This is a genomic window from Mesorhizobium sp. WSM4813, from assembly GCF_055811555.1.
Genome location: NZ_JBVVQU010000019.1, coordinates 51,179 through 73,255, shown reverse-complemented (window position 1 = coordinate 73,255; position 22,077 = coordinate 51,179). Strand labels below are relative to the sequence as shown.

General features: G+C 63.8%; 21 protein-coding genes. 8 read left to right on the top strand and 13 right to left on the bottom strand.

What is annotated here, in order from left to right; genetic code table 11:
• The 5 genes from AC0L25_RS13345 to AC0L25_RS13325 form a co-directional block, all read right to left on the bottom strand.
• Positions 1 to 336, bottom strand: a complete 336-nt coding sequence (locus AC0L25_RS13345; protein ID WP_473595913.1) for an ArsR/SmtB family transcription factor — start codon at positions 334 to 336, stop codon at positions 1 to 3.
• Positions 337 to 477: 141 nt separating this feature from the next.
• On the bottom strand, positions 478 to 1,449 hold the full coding sequence (locus AC0L25_RS13340) for an energy transducer TonB family protein (RefSeq protein ID WP_473595912.1): 972 nt from the start codon (positions 1,447 to 1,449) through the stop codon (positions 478 to 480).
• On the bottom strand, positions 1,449 to 1,907 hold the full coding sequence (gene exbD, locus AC0L25_RS13335) for a TonB system transport protein ExbD (RefSeq protein ID WP_473595911.1): 459 nt from the start codon (positions 1,905 to 1,907) through the stop codon (positions 1,449 to 1,451). Before exbD ends, AC0L25_RS13340 begins: the two co-directional genes overlap by 1 nt.
• A 24-nt stretch (positions 1,908 to 1,931) precedes the next feature.
• On the bottom strand, positions 1,932 to 2,906 hold the full coding sequence (gene exbB / locus AC0L25_RS13330; protein ID WP_473595910.1) for a tonB-system energizer ExbB: 975 nt from the start codon (positions 2,904 to 2,906) through the stop codon (positions 1,932 to 1,934).
• Positions 2,896 to 3,687, bottom strand: a complete 792-nt coding sequence (locus AC0L25_RS13325) for an ATP-binding cassette domain-containing protein (protein WP_473595909.1) — start codon at positions 3,685 to 3,687, stop codon at positions 2,896 to 2,898. Before AC0L25_RS13325 ends, exbB begins: the two co-directional genes overlap by 11 nt.
• Before the next feature lie 230 nt (positions 3,688 to 3,917).
• Between AC0L25_RS13325 and AC0L25_RS13320 the strand changes: the two genes are divergently transcribed.
• Genes AC0L25_RS13320 through fhuB form a run of 3 tightly spaced genes read left to right on the top strand, consistent with a single transcriptional unit; the run spans position 3,918 to position 8,966 of the window.
• Positions 3,918 to 6,068: a TonB-dependent siderophore receptor gene (locus tag AC0L25_RS13320; protein ID WP_473595908.1), complete on the top strand. Its 2,151-nt coding sequence runs from the start codon at positions 3,918 to 3,920 to the stop codon at positions 6,066 to 6,068.
• A 25-nt stretch (positions 6,069 to 6,093) separates the two neighbouring features.
• On the top strand, positions 6,094 to 6,957 hold the full coding sequence (locus AC0L25_RS13315) for an ABC transporter substrate-binding protein (protein ID WP_473595907.1): 864 nt from the start codon (positions 6,094 to 6,096) through the stop codon (positions 6,955 to 6,957).
• Positions 6,954 to 8,966: a Fe(3+)-hydroxamate ABC transporter permease FhuB gene (gene fhuB / locus AC0L25_RS13310; protein ID WP_473595906.1), complete on the top strand. Its 2,013-nt coding sequence runs from the start codon at positions 6,954 to 6,956 to the stop codon at positions 8,964 to 8,966. The genes AC0L25_RS13315 and fhuB overlap by 4 nt, the downstream gene beginning before the upstream one ends.
• Positions 8,967 to 9,023: 57 nt before the next feature.
• On the opposite strand, the gene AC0L25_RS13305 is transcribed toward fhuB, so the two are convergent.
• The 3 genes from AC0L25_RS13305 to AC0L25_RS13295 all read right to left on the bottom strand — a co-directional run bounded on the left by AC0L25_RS13305 (position 9,024) and on the right by AC0L25_RS13295 (position 10,811).
• Positions 9,024 to 9,968, bottom strand: a complete 945-nt coding sequence (locus AC0L25_RS13305) for an LLM class flavin-dependent oxidoreductase (RefSeq protein ID WP_473595949.1) — start codon at positions 9,966 to 9,968, stop codon at positions 9,024 to 9,026.
• A gap of 138 nt (positions 9,969 to 10,106) precedes the next feature.
• A complete protein-coding gene (locus AC0L25_RS13300; protein ID WP_473595905.1) occupies positions 10,107 to 10,262 on the bottom strand; it encodes a hypothetical protein in 156 nt (51 codons plus the stop codon).
• 204 nt (positions 10,263 to 10,466) lie between these two features.
• On the bottom strand, positions 10,467 to 10,811 hold the full coding sequence (locus tag AC0L25_RS13295) for a hypothetical protein (RefSeq protein ID WP_473595904.1): 345 nt from the start codon (positions 10,809 to 10,811) through the stop codon (positions 10,467 to 10,469).
• Between the two features lie 296 nt (positions 10,812 to 11,107).
• On the opposite strand from AC0L25_RS13295, the gene AC0L25_RS13290 reads away from it, so the two are divergent.
• Positions 11,108 to 13,237, top strand: a complete 2,130-nt coding sequence (locus tag AC0L25_RS13290; protein WP_473595903.1) for a DUF294 nucleotidyltransferase-like domain-containing protein — start codon at positions 11,108 to 11,110, stop codon at positions 13,235 to 13,237.
• 66 nt (positions 13,238 to 13,303) lie between these two features.
• Here AC0L25_RS13290 and AC0L25_RS13285 read toward each other — a convergent pair whose 3' ends face one another.
• Complete coding sequence (locus tag AC0L25_RS13285) at positions 13,304 to 13,936, bottom strand: hypothetical protein (protein WP_473595902.1); 633 nt, start codon at positions 13,934 to 13,936, stop codon at positions 13,304 to 13,306.
• 302 nt (positions 13,937 to 14,238) lie between these two features.
• On the opposite strand from AC0L25_RS13285, the gene AC0L25_RS13280 reads away from it, so the two are divergent.
• The 4 genes from AC0L25_RS13280 to AC0L25_RS13265 all read left to right on the top strand — a co-directional run bounded on the left by AC0L25_RS13280 (position 14,239) and on the right by AC0L25_RS13265 (position 17,116).
• The gene (locus tag AC0L25_RS13280; RefSeq protein ID WP_473595901.1) at positions 14,239 to 14,493 is read left to right on the top strand and encodes a DUF4212 domain-containing protein; all 255 of its coding nucleotides are present in this window, start codon (positions 14,239 to 14,241) and stop codon (positions 14,491 to 14,493) included.
• A 15-nt stretch (positions 14,494 to 14,508) separates the two neighbouring features.
• A complete protein-coding gene (locus AC0L25_RS13275) occupies positions 14,509 to 16,374 on the top strand; it encodes a sodium:solute symporter family protein (protein WP_473595900.1) in 1,866 nt (621 codons plus the stop codon).
• A 108-nt stretch (positions 16,375 to 16,482) separates the two neighbouring features.
• Positions 16,483 to 16,791, top strand: coding sequence for a hypothetical protein (locus AC0L25_RS13270; RefSeq protein ID WP_473595899.1), 309 nt, complete (start codon positions 16,483 to 16,485; stop codon positions 16,789 to 16,791).
• A gap of 4 nt (positions 16,792 to 16,795) precedes the next feature.
• Positions 16,796 to 17,116: a hypothetical protein gene (locus tag AC0L25_RS13265; RefSeq protein ID WP_292401055.1), complete on the top strand. Its 321-nt coding sequence runs from the start codon at positions 16,796 to 16,798 to the stop codon at positions 17,114 to 17,116.
• A gap of 15 nt (positions 17,117 to 17,131) precedes the next feature.
• Here AC0L25_RS13265 and AC0L25_RS13260 read toward each other — a convergent pair whose 3' ends face one another.
• From AC0L25_RS13260 to AC0L25_RS13245, 4 genes are all read right to left on the bottom strand, one after another.
• Entirely contained in the window at positions 17,132 to 18,076 is a 945-nt protein-coding gene (locus AC0L25_RS13260) for an ABC transporter permease (protein WP_473595898.1), read from the bottom strand.
• Positions 18,073 to 19,128, bottom strand: coding sequence for an ABC transporter permease (locus AC0L25_RS13255; RefSeq protein ID WP_473595897.1), 1,056 nt, complete (start codon positions 19,126 to 19,128; stop codon positions 18,073 to 18,075). Before AC0L25_RS13255 ends, AC0L25_RS13260 begins: the two co-directional genes overlap by 4 nt.
• Positions 19,128 to 20,639 carry an ABC transporter ATP-binding protein gene (locus AC0L25_RS13250; RefSeq protein ID WP_473595948.1) on the bottom strand — a complete coding sequence of 504 codons (1,512 nt, stop codon included), beginning with the start codon at positions 20,637 to 20,639 and terminating at the stop codon, positions 19,128 to 19,130. The genes AC0L25_RS13255 and AC0L25_RS13250 overlap by 1 nt, the downstream gene beginning before the upstream one ends.
• Positions 20,640 to 20,885: 246 nt before the next feature.
• Complete coding sequence (locus tag AC0L25_RS13245; protein ID WP_473595896.1) at positions 20,886 to 21,917, bottom strand: BMP family protein; 1,032 nt, start codon at positions 21,915 to 21,917, stop codon at positions 20,886 to 20,888.
• Positions 21,918 to 22,077 lie beyond the last annotated feature (160 nt).

The window sequence follows — 22,077 nt, the reverse complement described above, 5'->3', positions numbered from 1 at the left end:
CTAACATTTGCAAGTCACCGCCTGGATGACAAGCTGGCAGAGCTCCGGCGCGCCGTTGCAGCAATCCTCCATGAGATAGGCAAGCAGATCGCGAAAACCGGTCATGTCGGCGACGTAGCGGATCGTCCGGCCGTCACGCTCGGCGCGGACGAGGCCGGCATGGTCGAGAACCTTCAGATGCGCCGACATGGTGTTCTGCACCGTACCCAGGCGCGAGGCGATCTCGCCGGCAGGAACACCATCTGCGCCCGCCCGCACCAGCAGGCGAAACACCTCGAGCCTGGTGTCCTGGCCAAGCGCTGCCAGTGCGAGAAGGGCGGTGTTCTTATCATGCACCCCAGAATCCAGAATTATGGATGTATATGGCCGACATATGACAGACAAATGACGATGGATGGTCGAAAATCGTCGCTGGATGCGGACTGCAACGGTTCGTATCCGACTTCGGCCAAGACGGGCCAGTTGATACCGAACGAGCTAGTCCAGCTTGAATGTGAAAGGCGCCGCAACAGATGTACCCGCTTTTTCCGGCGGCGGCGCTGGCACTTTGGCACCCTGTAAGGCATGGAGCGCCGCGCGATCGAGATCCGGATAGCCGGAGGAACGAGCCAGCCGGGCGGATAGAACCCGGCCGGCTCCGTCGACGGTAAAGGTCACTCGTGGACTACCTTCCTCGCGCCGGGCCTTTGCGGCCTTTGGATAACGCGTGTGTCGCCTGATCCACGCATGCAGCTGCGTGTTCCACTTGGACGAGCTCACACCGGATCTCGAAGCCGATGCTTTGGCCGATTTCGGTGCGGCCGCCTTGGCTGCGGGTTTCGCAGCGAGACTGGCCGTCGTCCGCGGCGGTGCGGCTTTCTCCTTTTTCGGACGCTGTCTGGCCTCTCTGACCGGCTTCATGGTCTTGACCTCAGCCAGCTCCTTTGCCTCAGTCTTTGCCTGCTTCTTTGTCTTGGCCTCGAGGGGTGCGTCGATCGGTTTCGGCTGCGGCAGCGGAATGACCACTTCCGGCGTGACGACCTCGGCAACGTCGGGCACGACTTCCTCGAGCGGCGGCTGGTCGACCCGTTCCGCCACGGTCGGCGGCTCGACTGTGTCGGCCGGGGCAGCTTCCGACGGCTCGGTGACCGGCTCTGCCCGCTCGACGGGCGGTTCGGGCGGAGGCTCCGTTTCGGTTACGTCAGGCTCCTCGGCCGGATCCGGCTGATCGGGCCCTATCTCATCCGGCAGCGGCGCCGGCTCGGCCGGCGTGAACGCCATCGGCGACAGCTCGATCACCTGCGCCTGCGGTGGCCCGCCATCGGGCTCGGCCGGGCGCCAGCTCTGCATCGCATACCCAATCGCGGCATGCGCCACCAGAACCAGCGCAGCCGCGCCCGCCCACCAGGCCATCTCGCGCGCGCCGAAACGCCGCTGATCGGCCATCGGCAGGGCGGCCGTCGGCGACATTATTGGCCCGTCCCGATTTGCGGCGCCGCGGCATCGCCGGGCGCCGCCTCGAGGCCGACCAGCGCGATCTTCAGATAACCGGCGCCCCGCAAAAGGTTCATCACCTCCATAAGTTCGCCGTAGCCGACCGCTTTATCGGCCCGCAGGAAGATGCGCGTCTGCCTGTCGCCTTTTGTCCTGCCGACGAGCGCGGCGGCGAAAGCTGCGCGCGGTATCGCGTCGTTGCCGATCGCCAGGCTCAGATCGTCTTTCAGGGTCAGGAACAGCGGCGTCTCCGGCCGGGGAGCCGGCGTTGCAGTCGAGCCCGGCAGGTCGACATTGACATCCACCGTCGCCAGCGGCGCCGCAACCATGAAGATGATCAGCAGGACCAGGATCACGTCGATGAACGGCGTGACGTTGATTTCGTGGTTTTCCTCGAGATCGCCATCGATGTTCTCTCGAATTCTAGCCGCCATGGCCGTCGCTCCGCTAATGCGTGTTCATTCCGCGGCCATCTGCTTTGCCGGCGCGACCGTGCGGAAATCCAGATCCCGGCTGACCAGCCGTTCGACCCCTGCAGACGCGTCGGCGAGGATCTGCCTGTAGCCGGCTATCGATCGCGCGAAGACGTTGTAGATGACCACCGCCGGGATCGCGGCGACAAGGCCCATCGCGGTGGCAAGCAAGGCTTCCGCGATGCCCGGGGCTACGACGGCGAGATTGGTGGTCTGCGCCTGCGAGATGCCGATGAAGGCGTTCATGATGCCCCAGACCGTGCCGAAAAGGCCGACAAAGGGCGCGGTCGAGCCGATCGTCGCCAAGACGCCGGTGCCGCGCGACATGCGCCGCGCCGCCGCCGCCTCGATGCGCGACAGGCGCGAGGTGACCCGCTCCTTCAGCCCGTCGCCGGACACATGGTCGAGCGAGCCGACCGAAAGCGCGGCCTCTTCTTCGGCTGCCCGCACCAGCAGGGCGCCAGGGCCGTTATTGTGGCCAAGCGCGCGGCCGGCCTGGTTCAACGTCGCGGCATTGCCGATCGCTTGTGCCGCGCGGCGGGCGCGCAGCTTGCCGCCAAGGATCTCCAGCGATTTGGCCAGCCATATCGTCCAGGTGACGAAGGACGCAAAAGCCAGCCCGATCATCACCGCTTTCACGACGATATCGGCTGCCATGAACATGCCCCATGGCGACAGATCATGCGGCAGGGTCAGGGACGTCGCCGTCGAAGGACCCATCTCGATGGGCGTGGTCGCGGCGGGGGTGGTCACGCTGGGCTGCATCGCCGGTGGCGCGGCCGCGCCTGGCGCAGCCTCTGCAGGCGCGGGCGCGGGCGCCTCGATCGCCGGGGCCGTGCCCGGTTGCTCCTGGGCGGCCGCGCCGCCGGCCGACAGGATGACGGATGCGAGCAACGCCGCGAACAAACCATGTTTGGACAAGGGCTTCTTCCTTATTCTCCCAGTGGCCTCATTGCACATAGCCGATGGGCTGGCCGGTGACGGGGTGCGCAAACACGCCCATCTCGACACCGAAAATTCCTTTGAGCACGTCGCCCTGCATGATCTGGTCCGGCGTGCCGCGCGTCAGCAGCCTGCCGTCCTTCAGTGCGATCAATTCGTCGCAGTAGCGCGCCGCCATGTTGGGATCGTGCAGCACGACGACGACGCACAGGTCGCGTTTGCGACTAAGGTCCCTGACCAGCCCCAGCACCTCGACCTGATGGGCGATGTCGAGCGCCGAAATCGGCTCGTCGAGCAGCATGACGCCGGCATTCTGCGCGACCAGCATAGCCAGCCATGCGCGCTGGCGCTCGCCGCCCGACAATTCGTCCACCAGCCGGTCGGCAAAATCCGCCATATCGGTCAGGACAAGCGCCTCGTCGACATGGCGCCTGTCCTCATACCCGAAACGGCCGAGCGCGCCATGCCAGGGATAGCGCCCGAGCGTCGCCAGTTCGCGCACGGTCAGACCGGTCGCCGCCGGCGTCGTCTGAGGCAGATAGGCCAGCGCGCGGGCGAGTTCGCGCGCGCCCCACTGCACCAGCGGCCGCTGCGCGAAGGTGATGCCGCCCGAGCTTGCCGGCTGCTGGCGCGCCAAGAGCTTGATCAGCGTCGACTTGCCCGAGCCGTTGTGCCCGATCAGCCCGTAGAGGCGCGAGCGTTGCAGCTCGAGTGTAACAGGTCCGAGCAGCGTCCGCTCGCCGACGGCGAACCGCACCGCTTCGACATGGAAGGCAGTCTGGGCATGAGTTCCTGCCACGGTCTCGGCCTCCCTCCAGCTTTGTGCGTGCATCTCGAAATCCGGCTTTCGGCAATCCCGGTTTTCGGCGCCGATGCCCGGTTGACTATAAAACATGAGTTTAATAGTCAACAATGAAGATGACTTATGAGTCAACAATGTCGTGACGCGCCGGATTTGCGTCGAAATTCGGAAAAGTGGAGCGTGCCGAGATGGCGGTTGATTCTGGTCGCGGAAGAATTCGAGACGAAATGACCGCGCGCCGAAACCTGCTGATCGCGGCGATGTCGCTGCCGGTGCTGCTTGGCGGCCACGCCGTCGCGCAGGAGGCGACCACCACTCTCGACCCGATCAACATTCAGGAACGCGTCGAAAGCGCCTTTGGGACGGTCGACGGCTATGTCGCCACCCAGGGCTCCACCGCCACCAAGACCGACACACCGCTGATCGAGACGCCGCAGTCGATATCGGTCATCACCAAAGACCAGATGGAGGCGCAGGCGGTGGACAGCCTGAACAGCGCGCTGCGTTATACGCCAGGCGCAAGCGGCAATCTCTACGGGACCGACAATCGTGGCCACGGCCTGCAGATGCGCGGCATTTCGAACTCCAGCGGCGTCTTCTACAAGGACGGGCTGCAGCTCAAGGAAAGCAATTTCACGCTGTTCACCGCGCTCGATTCCTATGGCGCCGAGCGCTACGAAATCCTGCGCGGGCCGGCGTCGGTTCTCTACGGCCAGGCAAGTCCTGGCGGCATCATCAACTATGTCAGCAAGCGCCCGACCGAGGAGAACCTCCGCGAGGTCGAACTCGGCGCCGGAAGCTTCGACCGCTATGAAGGAAAGTTCGACTTCAGCGGGGCTGTCAACGCCGATAAATCGCTGCTGTTCCGCCTCACCGGCGCCGCTCACACCGGCGATACGCAGACAGACTTCGTCGAAGACGACCGCATCTTCATCGCGCCGGCGCTCACCTGGCAGCCTGATGCCGATACCAGCCTGACCATCCTCGCCAACTATCAGCGCGACCGGTCCGGGTGGGCGATGCAGTACCTACCGGCATACGGCACTATCAGGCCGGGTAAGGACGGAAAATATCTGCCGAACAGCATGTTCGTCGGCGAACCGGACTTCGACACCTACAACAACGACCAGGCGTCGATCGGTTACGAGTTCGATCACCGTTTCGACGAGACATGGCAGGTTCGCCAGCATGCCCGCTACGTCTATCTGAAGCACTATGAGGAAGGCGTCTTCGGCGGCGGGCTTCTGAATGATGAGGGCGACTATTCCCGCTATGCCGATGCCGGCGGCACAAGGCTCAGCGGCGTGACCATCGACAACCAAGCGCAGGCCGATTTCGATACCGGGCCGCTCGCCCACACGCTGCTCATTGGCCTCGACTACAAGCGCTACACCTATCGCGACTATGCCTCCGAAGGGTCCGTCGGTGACATCAACCTCTTCGACCCGGTCTATGGCAGCCCAATCACTGATCTGACGCTGTACACAGACACGGACACGACCCAATCGCAGGTCGGCCTCTACGCGCAGGACCAGATCAAGCTGGGCAACTGGCGGCTGACGCTGGGCGGCCGCCAGGACTGGGCGGACTCGAAAGTCTACGACAATCTGGCCGGCGCTTTCGATCCCCGCCAGAAGGACGACGCCTTCACCAGCCGCGCCGGTCTGCTTTATCTCGCCGACAACGGCCTTGCCCCTTATGTCAGCTATTCCGAATCGTTCCAGCCGGTGTCCGGCCCCGACAGCAACGGCAATCCGCTCGTGCCTGAAACCGGCAAGCAGTACGAGGTCGGCCTGAAATACCAGCCGGTCGGGTGGAACTCCTTCGTCACCGTTTCGGCGTTCGATCTGACCCGGCAGAATGTCGTGCGCTATGGCGGTGTTGGCGCGCCCAACGACATCTTCCAGACCGGCGAGATCCGCTCGCGCGGCATCGAGCTGGAAGGTGTTGCGAGCCTTGATTCAGGCTTCGATTTCCGGGCGGCCTATACCTGGCTCGATACCGAGATCACCAGTCCGACCAGCATCAACGAGGATGGAACGAGCAACCAGGGCAACACGCCTTTTGGCGTGCCGGCTCACGCGGCCTCCCTGTGGGCAAACTACACTGTCGGCAGCGGCAGGCTGGAGGGGCTCGGGCTCGGCGCCGGCATCCGCTACGTCGGCTCGACCTACGGCGATGATGCCAACACTTTCAAGGTGCCGGCCGTCACGCTTGTCGATGCCGCGCTGCACTACAAATGGCAGAACGCCGAGTTGAACCTCAATGTCAGCAACCTGTTCGACAAGCGCTATGTCGCCTCCTGTTTCGCAGAAAGCTTCGGCTGCTTTTATGGCGAGGGTCGCCGGATCAAAGGCTCGGTGAAGTACACATGGTGACCCCAGCGTGCAGGCTCGGACCCAATTGGCACCCCTGACGCGGCGCCAGTGCCTTGCCGGGCTGGCCGCGATGAGCCTCAGTCTGCGCAGCGACCTGGCACGTGCGGCGAGGCCGCCGCGGATCGCCTGCCTTGAATGGACCTCGGCCGAGATGGTCATCTCGCTCGGGATCGGGCCGGTCGCGCTCGCCGACACCAAGGGCTACCGGGACTGGGTCGCGGGTCCGGCGCTTCCCGCCGGCTGCATCGATCTTGGCTCGCGCGGCGAGCCCAATCTCGAACTGCTCCTGGAACTCAAGCCCGACCTTATCATCGGCGCTTATGGCTTCGGGCTCGACGAAGCACCATTCAAGCGGATCGCGCCAGTGCACACCGTACCGTTCTACGACGGTACCGAAGCGCCTTATCGCCAGGCCGAAATTGAAACGCTGAAACTTGGCTCACTACTCGGCCGCGAGGCTGAAGCGCAACGGCTCATCCAGGAGACGGCGGCGGCAATCGCCCAGATCAGGACACAATTGGCAGGACGGGCAGACCAGCCGCTCGCTGTGGTCAGCATGTTCGACGACCGTCACGTCCGCGTCTACGGCAAGGGCAGTCTGTTCCAGGACGTGCTCGACAGGTTGAGCCTCACCAATGCCTGGACAGCGCCCACCGATAGCTGGGGTTTTTCCATGCTGGGTATCGAAGAATTGGTTGCGATCGGCGAGGCTCGCGTGATTTCCCTCGATCCGATCCCGCCGCATGTGAAGATCAGGATTGACCAGAGCAGCCTCTGGGCGAACCTTCCCTGCGTCAAAGCCGGCAACGTCAGGACAATCCCGCCGGTATGGCCGTTTGGCGGACTTGCCGCCGCTGCGCGCTTTGCAAATTTGCTGGTCCGGGCATGACCATCATGCAGTCCACCGCCGACCATCGTGCTCGTTTCGTGGCAGGCGGTTGGATGCTCGTCGCCCTCGTCGGCGTGCCGGCGGTGCTCGCCGCATGTCTCACCGCTGCCGGGCTTTTGCGCCTGTTGCCCGCCGACATGTGGTGGCAATCGCTCGGGGCGGCGGACTTTGCCGACCCGCGGCAGCTGCTTTATCGGCATGCCTTTCTGCCGCGTCTGGCGATCAGCCTGCTGGCCGGCGCGGCGCTCGGCCTGACCGGCACGCTGCTCCAGCAGGTGCTGCGCAATCCGCTCGCCGAGCCGACGACCATAGGCACCAATGCAGGCGCGACCGTCGCCCTGACGATCGCCACGCTCTACGCGCCGTGGCTGCTGGAGCAAGGTCGCGAATGGGTGGCGCTCGCCGGCGGCGCCCTGTCGACACTGGCGGTCTTGGCTCTGGCCCAGGGCCGGAGTTTTTCGCCGGTCGCGATCATCATTTCCGGCCTGGTGGTCAGCCTCACATGCAGTTCGGCGAGCGCCCTGCTGATGGCGGCTAATCGCGAATATTCCGAGGAACTTTTCATCTGGCAGAGCGGTTCGCTGATCCAGAACGGCGACGCCGTGGTGCTCGGGTTCGCGCCATGGCTCGCGGTGGCCGGCATTGCTGCCTTCCTTCTGCTCCGGCCGCTGCGGCTTCTGGACCTGAGCGACGAGGGAGCGGAAAGCCTCGGGACGAAACCCGTGGTGACACGGCTGGCGGGGATGAGCGTCGCCGTCGCGCTGAGCAGCATGGTGGTCGCAGCCGTCGGCGTCATCAGCTTCGTGGCGCTTGCGGCGCCGGCGCTGGTCAGGCTCGCCGGCGCACGGACCTGGCGCCAGCGCATGATCTGGGCGCCGCTTGCGGGCGCGGCGCTGTTGTGGCTGACCGACCGGCTGGTGCAGGTCCTGCCGTTTACCTCCGAAATCCCGGCAGGCGTGGCGACTGCATTCCTCGGTGCGCCGCTGCTGTTTCTTCTTCTGCCGAAATTGCGCAACAGCCCGGATCGGGACGGCGCCATGCTGTCTTCCGTGCGCAGGCGCAGCGGGTGGGTCTATCTGCTGACCGGGCTCCTCGCTATGGCACTTCTTCTCTGCGCCGCGCTTGTTGTCGGACGAGGCGCAACCGGCTGGCACGCGGCGTCGGCCGCCGAATTTGCCGACCTCCTGCCGCTCAGGACGCCTCGCATCGTTGTCGCGGTTTGCGCTGGTATGATGCTGGGCGTGGTCGGCACGCTGATGCAGAGGATGACCGGCAATCCGATGGCGGCGCCCGAGGTTCTGGGTGTTTCCGGCGGCGCCTCGCTAGGCATCCTGCTGCTTTTCGTCGCGACTTCTGATGTCAGCCGCCCGGCAATGATCGCGGCCGGCCTCGTCGGGGCTCTGGTCAGCCTGGCGATGATTTCGCAGACCGGCCGCCGGCAGCCCATCGCGAATGATCGACTGTTGCTTTCCGGAGTCGCGGTGGCGACGATGGCGTCGGCATTCTCGGCGGTGATGCTCGCCAGCGGCGATCCTCGGCTCGATACGCTCATCGGCTGGTTATCCGGCTCCACTTACCGGGCCTCCGCCGCCGATGCCATAATCGCCGCTGTGACGGCGACTGCTCTGCTGGCCATCGTGCCTCTCACCACCCGCTGGCTGGAAATCCTGCCGCTTGGAGAAGCCGCCTCGCGCGGGCTCGGGCTTAGCCTCTTTCGGGTCCGGGTCATCCTCCTGGTGCTTATTTCGGCGCCGACGACAATAGCTACGCTGGTCATCGGGCCGCTGAGCTTCGTCGGATTGATGGCGCCGCATCTGGCCCGCATGCTCGGCCTTCAACGCGCCTTGCCGCAGCTTTTCGCATCCGCGATGCTTGGCGGCATGATCCTTGTTTCGGCCGACTGGGCCGGCCGGATGCTCATTTTCCCATGGCAGATTCCGGCGGGTTTGCTGGCTGCTCTGGTCGGAGGGCCTTATTTCATGGTGCTGATGTGGAAAGGCCGGCAATGAGCGGCACCCCAAGTGCTTCGGGCTGGCGGCCACAAAGCGTATAGTCCTGCCACGCGCTCAGCTGACACGTGCTTCCCGGATCGGGCGAGACGCAAACGCCCCGGGTTGAGGGACATCGGCCTCGCGGCGCGCCAGAGAGTTGCGCATCAGCGCGATCGTTTCACGACCCGCCGTTGCGATCTCGCGCGGCCTGCCGATGCCGACGACCATGAATTCCTCGATTCCCAAGGCCGCGTAAGGAAACAATGACAACGCAATCTGCGCCGGCGGCCCGGCAATTTCGACCGCCTTCTGGCAGGCAGCGTTGTCCGCCGGACGGACCCGGACGGGAAGCGCGAAACGCAGCTTGCCGGCCCGGCCGTGTTCGGCGGCGGCACTGCGCACCCGCTCCATCAGCTGCCGGATCTCGTCGAGCGAACCCGGCGCCAGTTCGAAGACATCGGCATGCCGCCCGGCGACCCTGAGCGCCGTTCCGGACTGCCCGCCCATGCGGATGGTCATGTCGGCGCCATGCGGTCCCTTGCGCGGCACATAGCCGCCTTTGACGCTATAGAAGGCGCCTTCATGATCGAACGGCCTGTTGTTCGACCACAACCGCTTCAGCAGCACCAGATATTCGTCGATCCGCTGCCAGATGAGCGTGTGGCCGACCGGACGTGCCTCGGCATCGTCGTCGTTCAGCGGCTCGCTGAGCATCCTGAGCGACAGCCGACCGCCACCTTTTGCGTCGAGGCCCGCCAATTGCCGTGCCGCCACCGTCGGCTCGATCACACCGGCCCAGTGCGTGAGAACGACGTCGAGTGAGGACGTGCGGTCCAGCGCCCGGGCGGCAATATCCATATTGGTCAGCAGCCCGGCCGGATCGTCGACGACGATCTTCTGAAAACCGATCTCCTCGATCAGCGCCAGCTTTGTCGCGGTTTCCGCGAAATCGTAGAAAAACGGCAGGGTTGAATCGGCAGGGTGAGTTTTACCGGGAACATGCGTGAACTCGATCGGCATCGCCATCTCCTCCATCACGTTGGGGTCAAGGGGGGCGCGCAAAAGCACACCCGGCATTCGGTTCATTCAACTCCGATATTACGAAACGGCAGATCGCTATCCCTGTAAGTCAGGAACCGATCACTCCGGGCTCCAGGATCAGGGGATAACGCCCAGAACGACTGCCCCGGTGAACACGAACGCAAGGGCAAAGACGAGATAGGCAAAGGCGCCCTCATAGGCTGGCCGCCAAGTCTGCTCAGAACCGAGCCTTTGGCCTTTGCGGGCAGTGTGGGCGTTCTGTAAATAGGACATATCGACCTCCGTCTCGGCAGTTATTCTAGTAAATCAGTAGACTTTGTCGAGTGCTATTTTCAGCGATCTATAGAATGTTTTTCTCCAACCGGATGACAAATTGGTTTGTTTGCTGCTTCGCGCGGCATTCCGAGCGCCGATCGGCCCGATGGCAAAACGCCAGGTCGTGCGGGCGGAGGGGCAGGGATTGGGCGGAGCGGCCGCCTAGTTGGCGGGCGGCCTGTAAGCTTCCAGGCCGAACAGCATCAGCACGAGCGAGACCAGGAAGAACCCGACCGCCACGCCGAGCGCGATCCGGGCATAGAGTCTATAAACGTCGCTCATGACGGTGCCGAACACCCGTCGCGCCGGACCATCGGCTGGGCGCGATTTCTCATCGAGATAGAGCCAGACTTCGGTGTGCTTGGGATTCTTGCTGGCTGCGGTCATAGCTTTCCACATCAGTGCCAGGACCATCGTCAGCGTCAGGAACGCGCCGGAACGGAAGGCGGATACCGGGTTGAAGGAGAAGCCGGCCATGACGCAGCCGATGGCAAGCGATCCGAACATGACGGCGCGCCCGATGCACCCCACAGCTACCCGCCTGATCTCATCCATCGGCCGCCTCGGCAACAAACCCGCCGACAATGTGCGAGCGCTGCGACCGTATCAAATCACTTTAAGGCGAATGTGCCGCCTGGACGGGTATACCTTTGGGATTCGGTACGGACGTACGGGCGTGCAACTCGCCGACGCATCGTTGCGAACGCCATAGCCTGAAATTCGGCCATCGACGCGGCCCGCCGGCGCGCTCTATGCTGCAGGGCAAGCAGGATCGAACCTCCGGCAGAGAAAGGCAATCGGCCATGCCGAAGGCGACGGGAATGAAGCCGGCCACCGGCGCGACACCGCTGATAGCAATTGCGGCTGCCGCCGTCGACACCGAAACAACCGGACCCGACGCCACCAAGGCGCGCGTGGTCCAGATTGGCGCAATCGGCATCGCGCATGGCAAGGTCATCCGGCAAGCTCAGCTCGATCTCCTCATCGATCCCGGTGAAGCAATCCCCTCCGAGTCCTCGCTCGTCCACGGCATCACGGATGCCGATGTTGACGGAGCCGGCAGCTTCCCGGATGCATGGGCACAATTCCAGGAGTTCGTCGGCGACCGCATCCTCGTCGGCCACTCGATCGGCTTCGACCTGGCGGTATTGGAGCGCGAATGCCGACGCGCCCGCTTGCCTTGGACAAAGCCTCGGGCGCTGTGCGTCCGGCTTCTTGCAACCATAGCAAATCCCAATCTGGCGGACCATTCGCTGGAAACGATCGCCGCCTGGCTTCGCCTGGAGATAGCTGGCCGCCATTCGGCCCTGGGCGATGCGATCGCGGCGGGAGACATCTTTGCCGCGTTGATTCCGGAATTGCGCAAGCGCAACATCCGAACACTCGGAGAGGTCGAAATCGCCTGCCTTGCCCTTTCGGACGCTCTCGAAGCCGGCCATCGCGCCGGCTGGGCCGAGCCGGTGTCGCGGCCTCAGGTTCCCGCGTTTCAGCCGGTCGATCCCTATGCCTATCGCCATCGCGTCGGCAGCCTCATGAGCAGCCCGCCAGTCGTGGTGAAGTCGACCAAACCGACAAGGCAGGTCATCGACCTCATGGTGAAGCGCAAGATCAGCTCGGTCCTCGTGTCCGACCGAGGAACGCCGGATCGGCCAATTGAGGAGTATGGCATCGTTACCGAGCGTGACCTGATGCGCCGCATATCGTCCGACGCCGAGCGGGCTTTTGACATGCCGGTCGCAAGCATCGCTACGCGACCGCTGATAAGCATCCGCGCCGCCGCCTTCGCTTATCGGGCGATCGGCCGCATGGATCGGCTGAAAGTCCGCCACCTCGCCGTCCGCGACGACGAGGGCGTGCTGGTCGGCGTGCTTTCGGCGCGTGACCTGCTGAGGCTTCGCGCCGCCGCTGCCATCGATCTCGACGACACGATCGAACATGCCAACGACGACGCCGAGCTGGCGGCCACCTGGTCGATGCTGCCGGGCGTGGTACGTTCGCTCATCGGCGAAGCAATCGACCCGCGCGTGGTGGCGGAAATTATCAGCGATGAACTTTGCTCGCTTACCCGCCGCGCCGCCGTGCTTGCCGAACAGCAGATGCAGATCGAAGGCCACGGCCCGCCGCCCTGCGCCTACGTCGTGCTCGTGCTCGGCTCAGGCGGCCGTGGCGAAAGCCTGATGGCCCCCGACCAGGACAACGCAATCGTCTTTGCAGATGGCGAGCCGGGCGGGCGCGAAGACAGCTGGTTCAAGAATCTCGGCGCCAAGCTCGCCGACATGCTCGACATTTCCGGCGTGCCGTATTGCAAAGGCGGGGTAATGGCCGCGAACGCCGCATTCCGCGGAAGCCTCGACACCTGGAAGGGCCGCGTCGAGGATTGGGTTCGCCGCCTAAGGCCGGAGGACCTGCTCAACGTCGATATCGTCTACGATCTGCGGCCGGTGCATGGCGACACGACGCTGGCCGCGCAGTTCATCGAACACGCGTATGACCGTGGCCACGCCGAGCCGGTGTTCGCCAAGCTTCTCGGCGAGCAGATGACGACCGGTAGTCCCTTCACTGTTTTTGGCGGCTTTCAGCTTGAAAACGGCCGGCTGGACATCAAGAAGCATGGCCTTTTTCCGATCGTTGCGACCGCACGCACGCTTGCAATTCGCCACGGTATCCGCGAGCGGAGCACGCGTGCCCGGCTCGAGAAACTTGTCGCGCGGGATATTGGCGGCGAGCGTGACATGAAAGCGATGCTGAGTGGCCATGCCATGCTGGTCGGCTTGCTGCTCGGCCAGCAGACGCATGACATCTACGCCGGTATACCGGTATCCAACCGCATCGAGATCAATGCCCTGACGCGCGAGCAGCAGGCGGAGCTCAAGGGTCTCATCAAGCGCTTACAGTCGGCACCCAACCTGGTACGGGACCTGATGTTCGCATAGCCGGCGACGCTCGGACGGCGCGAGGCCGAAGGGGAAGCCTTGGAAATCGGCGCGCCGGAACAAAACTCAGATGCGCGCGGCACCAAGCAGCTCGTCGACGAGCGCGCTGCGATCAGCCTGCGCTAGGAAGTCCTCATGCGCGCGCAGCAGATTCATTCTCAGGAAGTTGAAGATGTAGTCGTAGTCGTTGGTCAGGAGATTAGGGTGGATCGGGACCATCTCGAAAACCGTTCGCGCCAGCGGCTCGGGGATTTCGCGCACCGGCCGCGGCGGACCGATCTGCGTGGCGGCGAGGCGCTGACGGGTGAGCTCGGCGGCGTCCGCCCAGAATGTCGGCGCCGAGCCCTCCGGAACGGCATATTTGGAAAAACTTGCCAAGGCCACTTTTTCCAGCGCCGCCGGCAGGCCTCGCTGGCGCAAGCCGGCGGGTTCGCGCAGCGCGCCCTCCACCATTTCCGCCATGATGGCGTAACAGGCAGGGTAGGCGCGCCAGCGCGAATGGTTCAGCACCGCCTGGAACTCCTCCTCGCTGAACAGCTTCTGCCAGTATACCCCTGCCCTGACCCGGCAGAACTCGACGATGCTTTTCTGGGCCAGGAAGGCGGCGCGCGAATCCATGAAGTCAGCCAGGTCGTCGACTCTGACGATCGGCTGCGGCTTGCGCAGGAACTCGGGCAACAGGTCGTTCAGCAGGCCCATGGCGCTCTCCCTTCGGTTTTGTTTCCAACCGATGTTGACCGTTTAGCCTCCGCGAGGCCGCCCCGCCAGTCCTCTTGCCGATTCAAGTCCTCTCGTCGATACTTCAGTCCTCTCACCGATTCTAAAGTCGTATGAACAGCTGCGACAAAAAGTGATACTCGTACAAAGTTACGGTCGGCTGATTCTATACCTGGCCGCGACATATGCCGGAGGGCTTCCGCGTCAGCGGAAGAGGCAAGCTTTAAACGGCGCCTTGCGGTCGAGACGGTTCGCAAGCTGCCAACCAAGGGAGGGTTCAAGCTATGGCGACGCCAGACCGCGTAAGTTATTGGAACAAGACCAAGGGCCTCATGTTCGTCATGCTGGGCCTGTGGGTGTTCTTCGGTTACGTCATCCACATGTTCGTGGAGCAACTCAACACCATCGTCATTTTTGGTTTTCCGCTCGGCTTCTACATGGCCGCCCAGGGTTCGCTCATCGCCTTCGTCGTCATGCTGTTCTGGTTCGCACGGCGCCAGAACGCGATCGACGAAGAGCATCATGTCAATGAAGATTGATCGGGGGGAACGTCGATGGCTAACACGACAGCGACTACGGCAGGCGGAGGCGACTTCACCTCCAATCTTGGCCGCATCTACGGCATCTACACCGGCGGCTTCATAGCCTTCATCATCCTGATGGCTATCTTGAGCGCCATGGGTGTCGAGAACGTTGTAATCGGCTACCTGTTCATGGGTTTTACCATCGTCATCTATGCGGTAATCGGCGTCCTGAGCCGCACCATGCACGTCGGCGAATATTACGTCGCCGGGCGTCGCGTACCGGCGCTCTACAACGGCATGGCGACCGGCGCCGACTGGATGTCGGCGGCTTCCTTCATCGGCATGGCCGGCTCGCTCTACCTGCTTGGCTATGACGGCCTGGGTTTCGTGCTCGGCTGGACCGGTGGCTACGTGCTCGTGGCCATCCTCGTTGCGCCCTATCTGCGCAAGTTCGGCGCCTACACGGTTCCCGACTTCCTGTCGGCGCGCTATGGCGGCAATCTTGCCCGCTTCATCGGCGTGATCGTTCTGTTCTCCTGCTCATTTACCTATGTGGTCGCGCAGATTTTCGGCACCGGGCTGATCTCGGCTCGCTTCCTTGGGATCGACTTCAACGTAGCAGTTTATGTCGGCCTCGCTGGCATCCTGGTGTGCTCTATGCTCGGCGGCATGCGCGCCGTCACCTGGACGCAGGTCGCCCAGTACATCGTGCTGATCATCGCCTACCTGATCCCCGCCATCTGGATGTCCACGGTGAAGACAGGCATTCCTATCCCGCAATTGATGCAAGGCCAGGCGCTGGCGAACATCACCGCGCTTGAGACGGCGCAGGGCATCGCAGTGCATCACATCACGCCATTCGCGCATGGCGGCTATGATGCGAAGAACTTCTTCCTGCTCATCCTCTGCCTGATGGTTGGAACGGCGTCACTGCCGCACGTACTGATGCGATACTTCACCACCCCGTCGGTGCGTGAAGCGCGTGTCTCGGTCGCATGGTCGCTGCTGTTCATCTTCATCCTCTACTTCACCGCGCCCGCCTATGCGGCGTTCGCCAAGTGGACGATGCTCGACCTGGTGGCGTCGGGCCTGACGCCTGAAAACATCGCCGAGAAAGCCGGATGGATGATGCGCTGGGCCGCTGCCGACAATACGCTCGTGCAGATCTGCGGCAAGGCGGCGACAGACACCGCGGCGATCGTCGCGGCCTGCGCCGAAAAGGGCGTCACGGCACTTTCGTTTGCCGACATCAACCTCAACGCCGACATGATCGTGCTGGCGACGCCGGAAATGGCCGGCATGCCTTACGTCATCTCGGGCCTCGTCGCCGCTGGCGGCCTTGCCGCCGCTCTGTCGACGGCGGACGGCCTGCTGCTGGCCATCGCCAACGCGCTCAGCCACGACATCTACTACAAGATGATCGACCAGAACGCGCCTACGTCGCGCCGTCTGATCGTGTCCCGCATCCTGCTGGTTATGGTCGCGGTGCTGGCCGCCTACGTCGCGTCGACTAAGCCATCCGACATCCTGTCGATGGTGTCGTGGGCGTTCTCGCTTGCCGCCGGCGGGCTCTTCCCAGCCCTGGTGCTCGGCGTCTGGTGGAAGCGGGCCAACTCGGCCGGCGCTGTCGCCGGCATGATCGCAGGCTTCGGCATCACCCTCTTCTATCTGGTGATGACCCAGTACGGTGCCGATTTCGACAAGGCGACGCCCAACATGGAACTGTGGTGGGGCGTGAAGAACATCTCGTCGGCAACCTTCGGACTGCCGGTGGGCTTCGCCGTAATGATCATCGTCAGCCTTCTCACCAGGGCACCGTCCCGGGCTATGCAGGATTTCATCGAGGAAATCCGCGTACCGCGCGGCAAGCAGATGATGGAAGAAAAGATTGCCTGATTGCGGATAGCGATCGGCGCTCGAAGCGGGGTCCGGCGACGGACCCCGCTTTCATTTCGGGCGCGGCGTTGGCATAACGCGGCGCCGCCGCTGCTTGGAAAATTCCACATGAACGATTTCTGGTCCTATTGGTATTTCCACATACCGAATTTCATCCTCGCCGCGGTGATGTACACGCTGATGGGGCGTCTCCTGCTCGGTTTCTTCGTGCCCGAAAGCTGGGACAACTACATCTGGCGCTTCTTCAAGACTGTCACGGACCCGTTCCTGCGGATCGTGCGGACCATTACGCCGACGATCCTGACCCAGCCGGTGCTGATCGTCTTCAGCGTGCTCTGGCTTATGGCCTTCCGCGTGTTCTATCTCGTCTTGCTGATCAATTTCGGCATTGCGCCGATGGCTTCACAAGGGGGTTGAGGCAATGGACAGAAACGCTCTCGTGCCGGTCATGGCGGTCGCCATCGTCAACGGCATCTTTTCGCCGTGGGTGCTGATGGTGTTCCTGTTCTACCCGATCTGGTATCCAGGCTGGGCGCCTCCCTTAAGCCAGATCGTTTACATGGCAAGTGCGCTGATTCTGTCGACGATGACCATCATGCTCGCCGGCGTCCCGGCCGCGCTCTATGAGCGCTGGTCGGCGCGCCCCAGAAGCATCGTCGTCTCGTCCATCTGGCTTGCCGGCACGGTTTTGTTGACGCTGCCGGCGCTGCCGAATGTGATGCGGGCGCTAAGCGGCGGCTGATATTCGCCAAGCCCGTCAGCGTTCCTCCCGGCGAAACGGCTTGAGCAGCGCCGAAGGCGCCACCGCATTGCGCGACATCACCGCCATGGCGACGATGGTGAAGATGAAGGGCAGCATCAGGAACGCCTCATAGGGGATGTGGCCAAGCCCGCTCGCCTGCATGCGCAATTGCAAGGCATCGACGAAGGCGAACAGCAATGCCGCTCCTGCCGAACGCCAGGGGTCCCAGCGGCCGAAGACGACCAGCGCGATCGCCACCCAGCCACGCCCGGAGACAAGGCCGAAGGTGAAGGCGTTGAACTGCACCATCGACAGGAAAGCCCCGGCCAGCCCCATCAGCGCACCGCCGAGAATCACCGCCTGGAAGCGCGTGGCGATGACGCTGACGCCGGCCGAATCGGCGGCGCGTGGATTTTCGCCGACCATCCGCACCGACAGGCCCCATGGCGTCCGGTAGAGTACGAAGGCAGCCAGGGGAACGGCTGCCATCGCCATGTAAACCAGCGAAAACTGGTTGAACACCGCTGGTCCGAGCACCGGGATGTCGGAGAGAACAGGGATCGGCAGCGTTTCGAAACTCTTGATGCTGGGCGGCACCGATCGCTGGCCGAAGATCAGCCGGTAGAGGAAATAGGCTAGCCCCGACGAGAACAGTGTGACGCCGATGCCGCAGACATGCTGGCTGAGGCCGAGCGCCACCGTAAACAGCGCATGCACAGCACCCATCAGCGCACCGGTGACAACTGCCGCAAGCACGCCGAGCCACAGGCTGCCGCTGAGGCTGGTCGCGGTGAAGCCGGTCATCGCCGACAACAGCATGATGCCTTCGATGCCGAGATTGAGCACACCGGCTCGCTCGGAGAACATCTCGCCCAGTGTCGCAAAGGCCAAAGGCGTGGCGATGCGGATGATCGCGGCGAGGAAACCGACCTGAAAAATCTGTTCGAGCACGACGCTCATCTGGCTGTCCCCACGCGGCGGACGCGGTAAGCGGTGAACAGCAGGGCCACCAGCATGGCGAGCAGCGCGGTTCCCTGAATAACATCGCTGAGGAAGGCCGGAACGCCGGTCGCCCGCGACATCGCCTCGGCGCCGGTCATGACGGCGGCGAGGAAGAGCGCCGCCGGCACCACGCCGAGTGGGTTGAGCCTCGCCAGCATCGCGACGACGATGCCGGAGTAGCCATAGCCCGGCGAGATGTCGCTCATCACCTGGAAATGCACGCCGCCGACCTCGCTGACGCCGGCCAGCCCAGCCAGCGCGCCGGACAGCAACGCCGTCGAGATCAGCACCCGCTCGACATGGATGCCGCCATAGCGCGCGGCCTCGGGATTCTCGCCGATGACCCTTATCCTGAAGCCGAGGGTCGTGCGCGCGATCAGGAACCAGATGACCGGCGCGGCAAGGAAAGCCGCCACAACGCCGAGATGCAGCCGCGTGCCTTCGAGCAGCACCGGGAAATTGGCTGAATCCTCGATCGGCGGCGAGATCGGGTAGCCGCTGAACGTGTCTTTCCACGGGCCCTCGATCAGCGCCATCAGGGCGTAGAAGATGACCGAGTTGAGCAGCAGCGAGCTGACCACGTCATCAACCCTAAATTTTACGCGCAACGTGGCGGGGATAAGGGCGACCGCAGCGCCGGCAGCCGCACCCGCCACCGCCATGAGAAGCATGGCGAGCGGGCCCGGCATCGGAATCGCGCCGACCGCGCAGCTCGCCACCGCACCGGCCAGCAACTGCCCCTCGGCGCCGATGTTCCAGAACTTGGCGCGGAAGGCGACGGCGACGGCAAGGCCGGTGAAGATCATCGGTGTTGCGCGCACCAGCGTTTCGGTGATCGCGTAGCTGTCGCCCAGCGACGCCGAAAACATCACGCCATAGGCCTCGATCACGCCGGCTCCGGCCAGTGCGATGAGGCCGCTGCACAGCACCAACGTCGCTCCGATCGCCAGCAGCGGCAGCGCGAGATTGAACCAGCCGGGCGTGCTGGTGCGGGCTTCGAGGCGAAACATCAGCCTGTCCCCTCCGCCCCGGTCATCATCAGGCCGAGCCGCGCAATGGTGGCGTCGGCGCTGTTGAGCGTGCCGACGATGCGTCCCTCATACATCACGGCGATGCGGTCGCAGAGCATGAGCAGCTCTTCAAGATCCTCGCCGAGGACGATGATGCCGCAGCCCCTGCCACGCATGTCGAGGAACTTTTCGTGGATGAAGCGCGCCGCACCGATGTCGAGGCCGCGCGTCGGCTGCGACACGATCAGCACCTTGGGGTCGAAGGCGAGCTCGCGCGCCAGCAGCGCCTTTTGCAGATTGCCGCCGGACAGCGCTCCGGCCCGCGTCATCGGTCCGGGGCAGCGGATGTCATAGGCCTTGATCTGCGCTTCGGCGAAGGCGCGGATCGCGTCCGGCCTGAGCAGGCCGTTGCGGCTGAACGCCCCCGTGCCGATGCGCGGCAGCACCATCGAATCCGCCAGCGGCAAATTGGTGACCAGCCCGGTCGTCATCCGGTCTTCCGGGATGCGCCCGAGACCGAGCGCCTGCACCTCGCGCGGCGAGAACCGTGAGACCATTTTGCCGGCTATCGTCATCCGGCCGGCATCGGGCGCACGAATGCCGGAGACCACCTCGGCCAGCGCCCGTTGGCCATTGCCCGAAACACCGGCAATGCCGAGGATTTCGCCGGCACGTACCGAAAGCGAGACATCGCGCAGCGGCATGCCGGAATGGCGCGACGTCGAGATGCCGGCCAAGGTCAGCACCGCGGCACCCGGCGTCGATGGTCCCCTAGCCGGTGGAACGATCTCGTGGCCGCACATCAGCCGCGCCATCTCCGAGGACGTCGTGCTGGCGGGCGCGTCGACGCGCCCGGTCACGCGGCCATGCCGCAGCACCACGCAGCGATGGGTCAGCGCGCGCACCTCGTTGAGCTTATGCGAGATGAAGATGATGCCAAGGCCCTGGGCCGCCATCGAGCGCAGCGCCGAAAACAGTCCGTCGACCTCTGTCGGCGCCAGCACCGCCGTCGGCTCGTCGAGGATCAGCAGCCTTGCACCGCGAAACAACGCCTTGACGATTTCGAGCCGCTGCTGCTCACCAACCGATAGTGCCGAGACGGGAAGGTCCGGATCGAGCGTGAGCCCGTGCTGCCGGCCGATCTCGTTGAGCCGCGCCAGCCCGCCGGCGCGGTCGATCCGGCCTGACTTTCCGGGAATACCGATCAGCAGGTTTTCCAGCACCGAAAGCCGCGGTGCGAGATGGAAATGCTGGTGCACCATGCCGATGCCGGCGGCAAGCGCATCGGCCGAGCTGTTGATCGTCACCGGCCGGCCCTGGACCAGGATCTCGCCGGCATCCGGCGCATAGGCGCCGAACAGCACGTTCATCAGCGTCGTCTTGCCGGCGCCATTTTCGCCAAGCAGCCCGAGAATTTCGCCGGGTGCCACGCTGAGATCGACGGCCTCGTTCGCCTTGACGGCGCCGAAGCTCTTGGAGATGCCGCGCATTTCGATGAGAGGGGCGGGCAAAGGCACGGATACTCCTGATCGGAATTGGCTTTACGATTCAGCTTTGACCGGGGATGCGCTGCACCCCCCTCTGGGCTGCCGGCCATCTCCCCCTCAAGGGGGGAGATTAGCAGCTTCGCCAGCGCCTCTTCTTCAGCGTTGACGATTTGCGAAAGCCGAAGTGACATCCGATCTCCCCCTTGAGGGGGAGATGGCCGGCAGGCCAGAGGAGGGTGCGACAAGCCCCAGATCCCCAAAAGACAGCGCTCAATCCGAAACCGGCGTGTCCTCGTCGACGTTGACGCGGAAATTGCCGTCGAGGATTTCGGCCTTCTTCTTCTCGACCAGCTCCTTGACGTCGGCGGGCAGCGTCTTGTCGAATTTATGGTAGGGCGCCAGGAAGGAGCCGCCCTTGGCCATGCGCGAGAAATCGCCGTAATCCTGGGCGGTGAAGACGCCGGCCTTGACCAGTTTGATCGCGTGCTCGACCGTCGGGTACATGTCCCAGACCGGGCCGGTGATCACCGTATCCGGGCCGAGGTTGGACTGGTCGGACATGTTGGAGATGGCGAGGATCTTCCTCTCGACCGCCGCTTCGATGACACCGAAACGTTCGGCATAGATCACGTCGACACCGGCGTCGATCTGGGCGATAGCTGCTTCCTTGGCCTTTGGCGGGTCGAAGAAAGAGCCGATAAAAGCGACCTTCCTCTTGATGTTAGGATTGACCTCACGGGCGCCGGCAAAGAAGGCATTGACCAGCCGGTTCACTTCCGGAATGCCCATCGCCGCAACGGCGCCGATCATGCCTGATTTCGACATCTTTCCGGCGATCAGGCCGGAGAGATAGGCCGGCTCGTGGATCCAGTTGTCGAAGACTGCGAAATTCGGCTCGGCTGGCCCGGCGCCGGAGCCGAACAGGAAGGCGACCTTCGGAAACTGCTTGGCGGTGCGGCGGGATTCGCGCTCGGCGGCGAAAGCATCGCCCAGCACCAGCTCATAGCCGTCCTGCGCATATTCGCGCATCACACGGCTGAAATCGGCCGTCTGCACCTTCTCCGACCATTTGTATTCGATGCCGAGTTCCTTCTCGGCCCTCTGCAGGGCGACATGGATCTGGTGGACCCATGGCTCCTCAGTCGGCGTGGCGAAGATCGCCGCCACCTTCAGCTTCTTGTCCTGCGCCAAGGCACTGCCCGGCAGCATGGCTGCCGCCAGGCCAAGCGCGCCGAGTTCCAGCAAATTGCGCCGCGAAAGCCCTTCGCGTTTCGATTGCATTTTGCTCTTCCCGTTTTCCATTGCATGCCCCTCTGATTGGCGCCGTGTCGAGCCGGCTGTTTCTTTGAACTATCAGCCGGGGAACTATGGAACGGAGCCGCACCTTTGTCCACATGGTCAAATTTGTCGGGGGAGCTGCAGCTGCCGCCCGTGGCAAACCGCGGCCGGCGCTTGATCTCGT

Bases quoted from the DNA above. Each gene is read 5' to 3' on its own strand.
- AC0L25_RS13340 (WP_473595912.1), bottom strand. From the start codon at position 1,449: ATGTCGCCGACGGCCGCCCTGCCGATGGCCGATCAGCGGCGTTTCGGC.
- exbD (WP_473595911.1), bottom strand. From the start codon at position 1,907: ATGGCGGCTAGAATTCGAGAGAACATCGATGGCGATCTCGAGGAAAAC.
- exbB (WP_473595910.1), bottom strand. From the start codon at position 2,906: ATGTGCAATGAGGCCACTGGGAGAATAAGGAAGAAGCCCTTGTCCAAA.
- AC0L25_RS13320 (WP_473595908.1), top strand. From the start codon at position 3,918: ATGACCGCGCGCCGAAACCTGCTGATCGCGGCGATGTCGCTGCCGGTG.
- fhuB (WP_473595906.1), top strand. From the start codon at position 6,954: ATGACCATCATGCAGTCCACCGCCGACCATCGTGCTCGTTTCGTGGCA.
- AC0L25_RS13305 (WP_473595949.1), bottom strand. From the start codon at position 9,968: ATGCCGATCGAGTTCACGCATGTTCCCGGTAAAACTCACCCTGCCGAT.
- AC0L25_RS13300 (WP_473595905.1), bottom strand. From the start codon at position 10,262: ATGTCCTATTTACAGAACGCCCACACTGCCCGCAAAGGCCAAAGGCTC.
- AC0L25_RS13295 (WP_473595904.1), bottom strand. From the start codon at position 10,811: ATGTTCGGATCGCTTGCCATCGGCTGCGTCATGGCCGGCTTCTCCTTC.
- AC0L25_RS13290 (WP_473595903.1), top strand. From the start codon at position 11,108: ATGCCGAAGGCGACGGGAATGAAGCCGGCCACCGGCGCGACACCGCTG.
- AC0L25_RS13285 (WP_473595902.1), bottom strand. From the start codon at position 13,936: ATGGGCCTGCTGAACGACCTGTTGCCCGAGTTCCTGCGCAAGCCGCAG.
- AC0L25_RS13280 (WP_473595901.1), top strand. From the start codon at position 14,239: ATGGCGACGCCAGACCGCGTAAGTTATTGGAACAAGACCAAGGGCCTC.
- AC0L25_RS13275 (WP_473595900.1), top strand. From the start codon at position 14,509: ATGGCTAACACGACAGCGACTACGGCAGGCGGAGGCGACTTCACCTCC.
- AC0L25_RS13270 (WP_473595899.1), top strand. From the start codon at position 16,483: ATGAACGATTTCTGGTCCTATTGGTATTTCCACATACCGAATTTCATC.
- AC0L25_RS13265 (WP_292401055.1), top strand. From the start codon at position 16,796: ATGGACAGAAACGCTCTCGTGCCGGTCATGGCGGTCGCCATCGTCAAC.
- AC0L25_RS13260 (WP_473595898.1), bottom strand. From the start codon at position 18,076: ATGAGCGTCGTGCTCGAACAGATTTTTCAGGTCGGTTTCCTCGCCGCG.
- AC0L25_RS13255 (WP_473595897.1), bottom strand. From the start codon at position 19,128: ATGTTTCGCCTCGAAGCCCGCACCAGCACGCCCGGCTGGTTCAATCTC.
- AC0L25_RS13245 (WP_473595896.1), bottom strand. From the start codon at position 21,917: ATGGAAAACGGGAAGAGCAAAATGCAATCGAAACGCGAAGGGCTTTCG.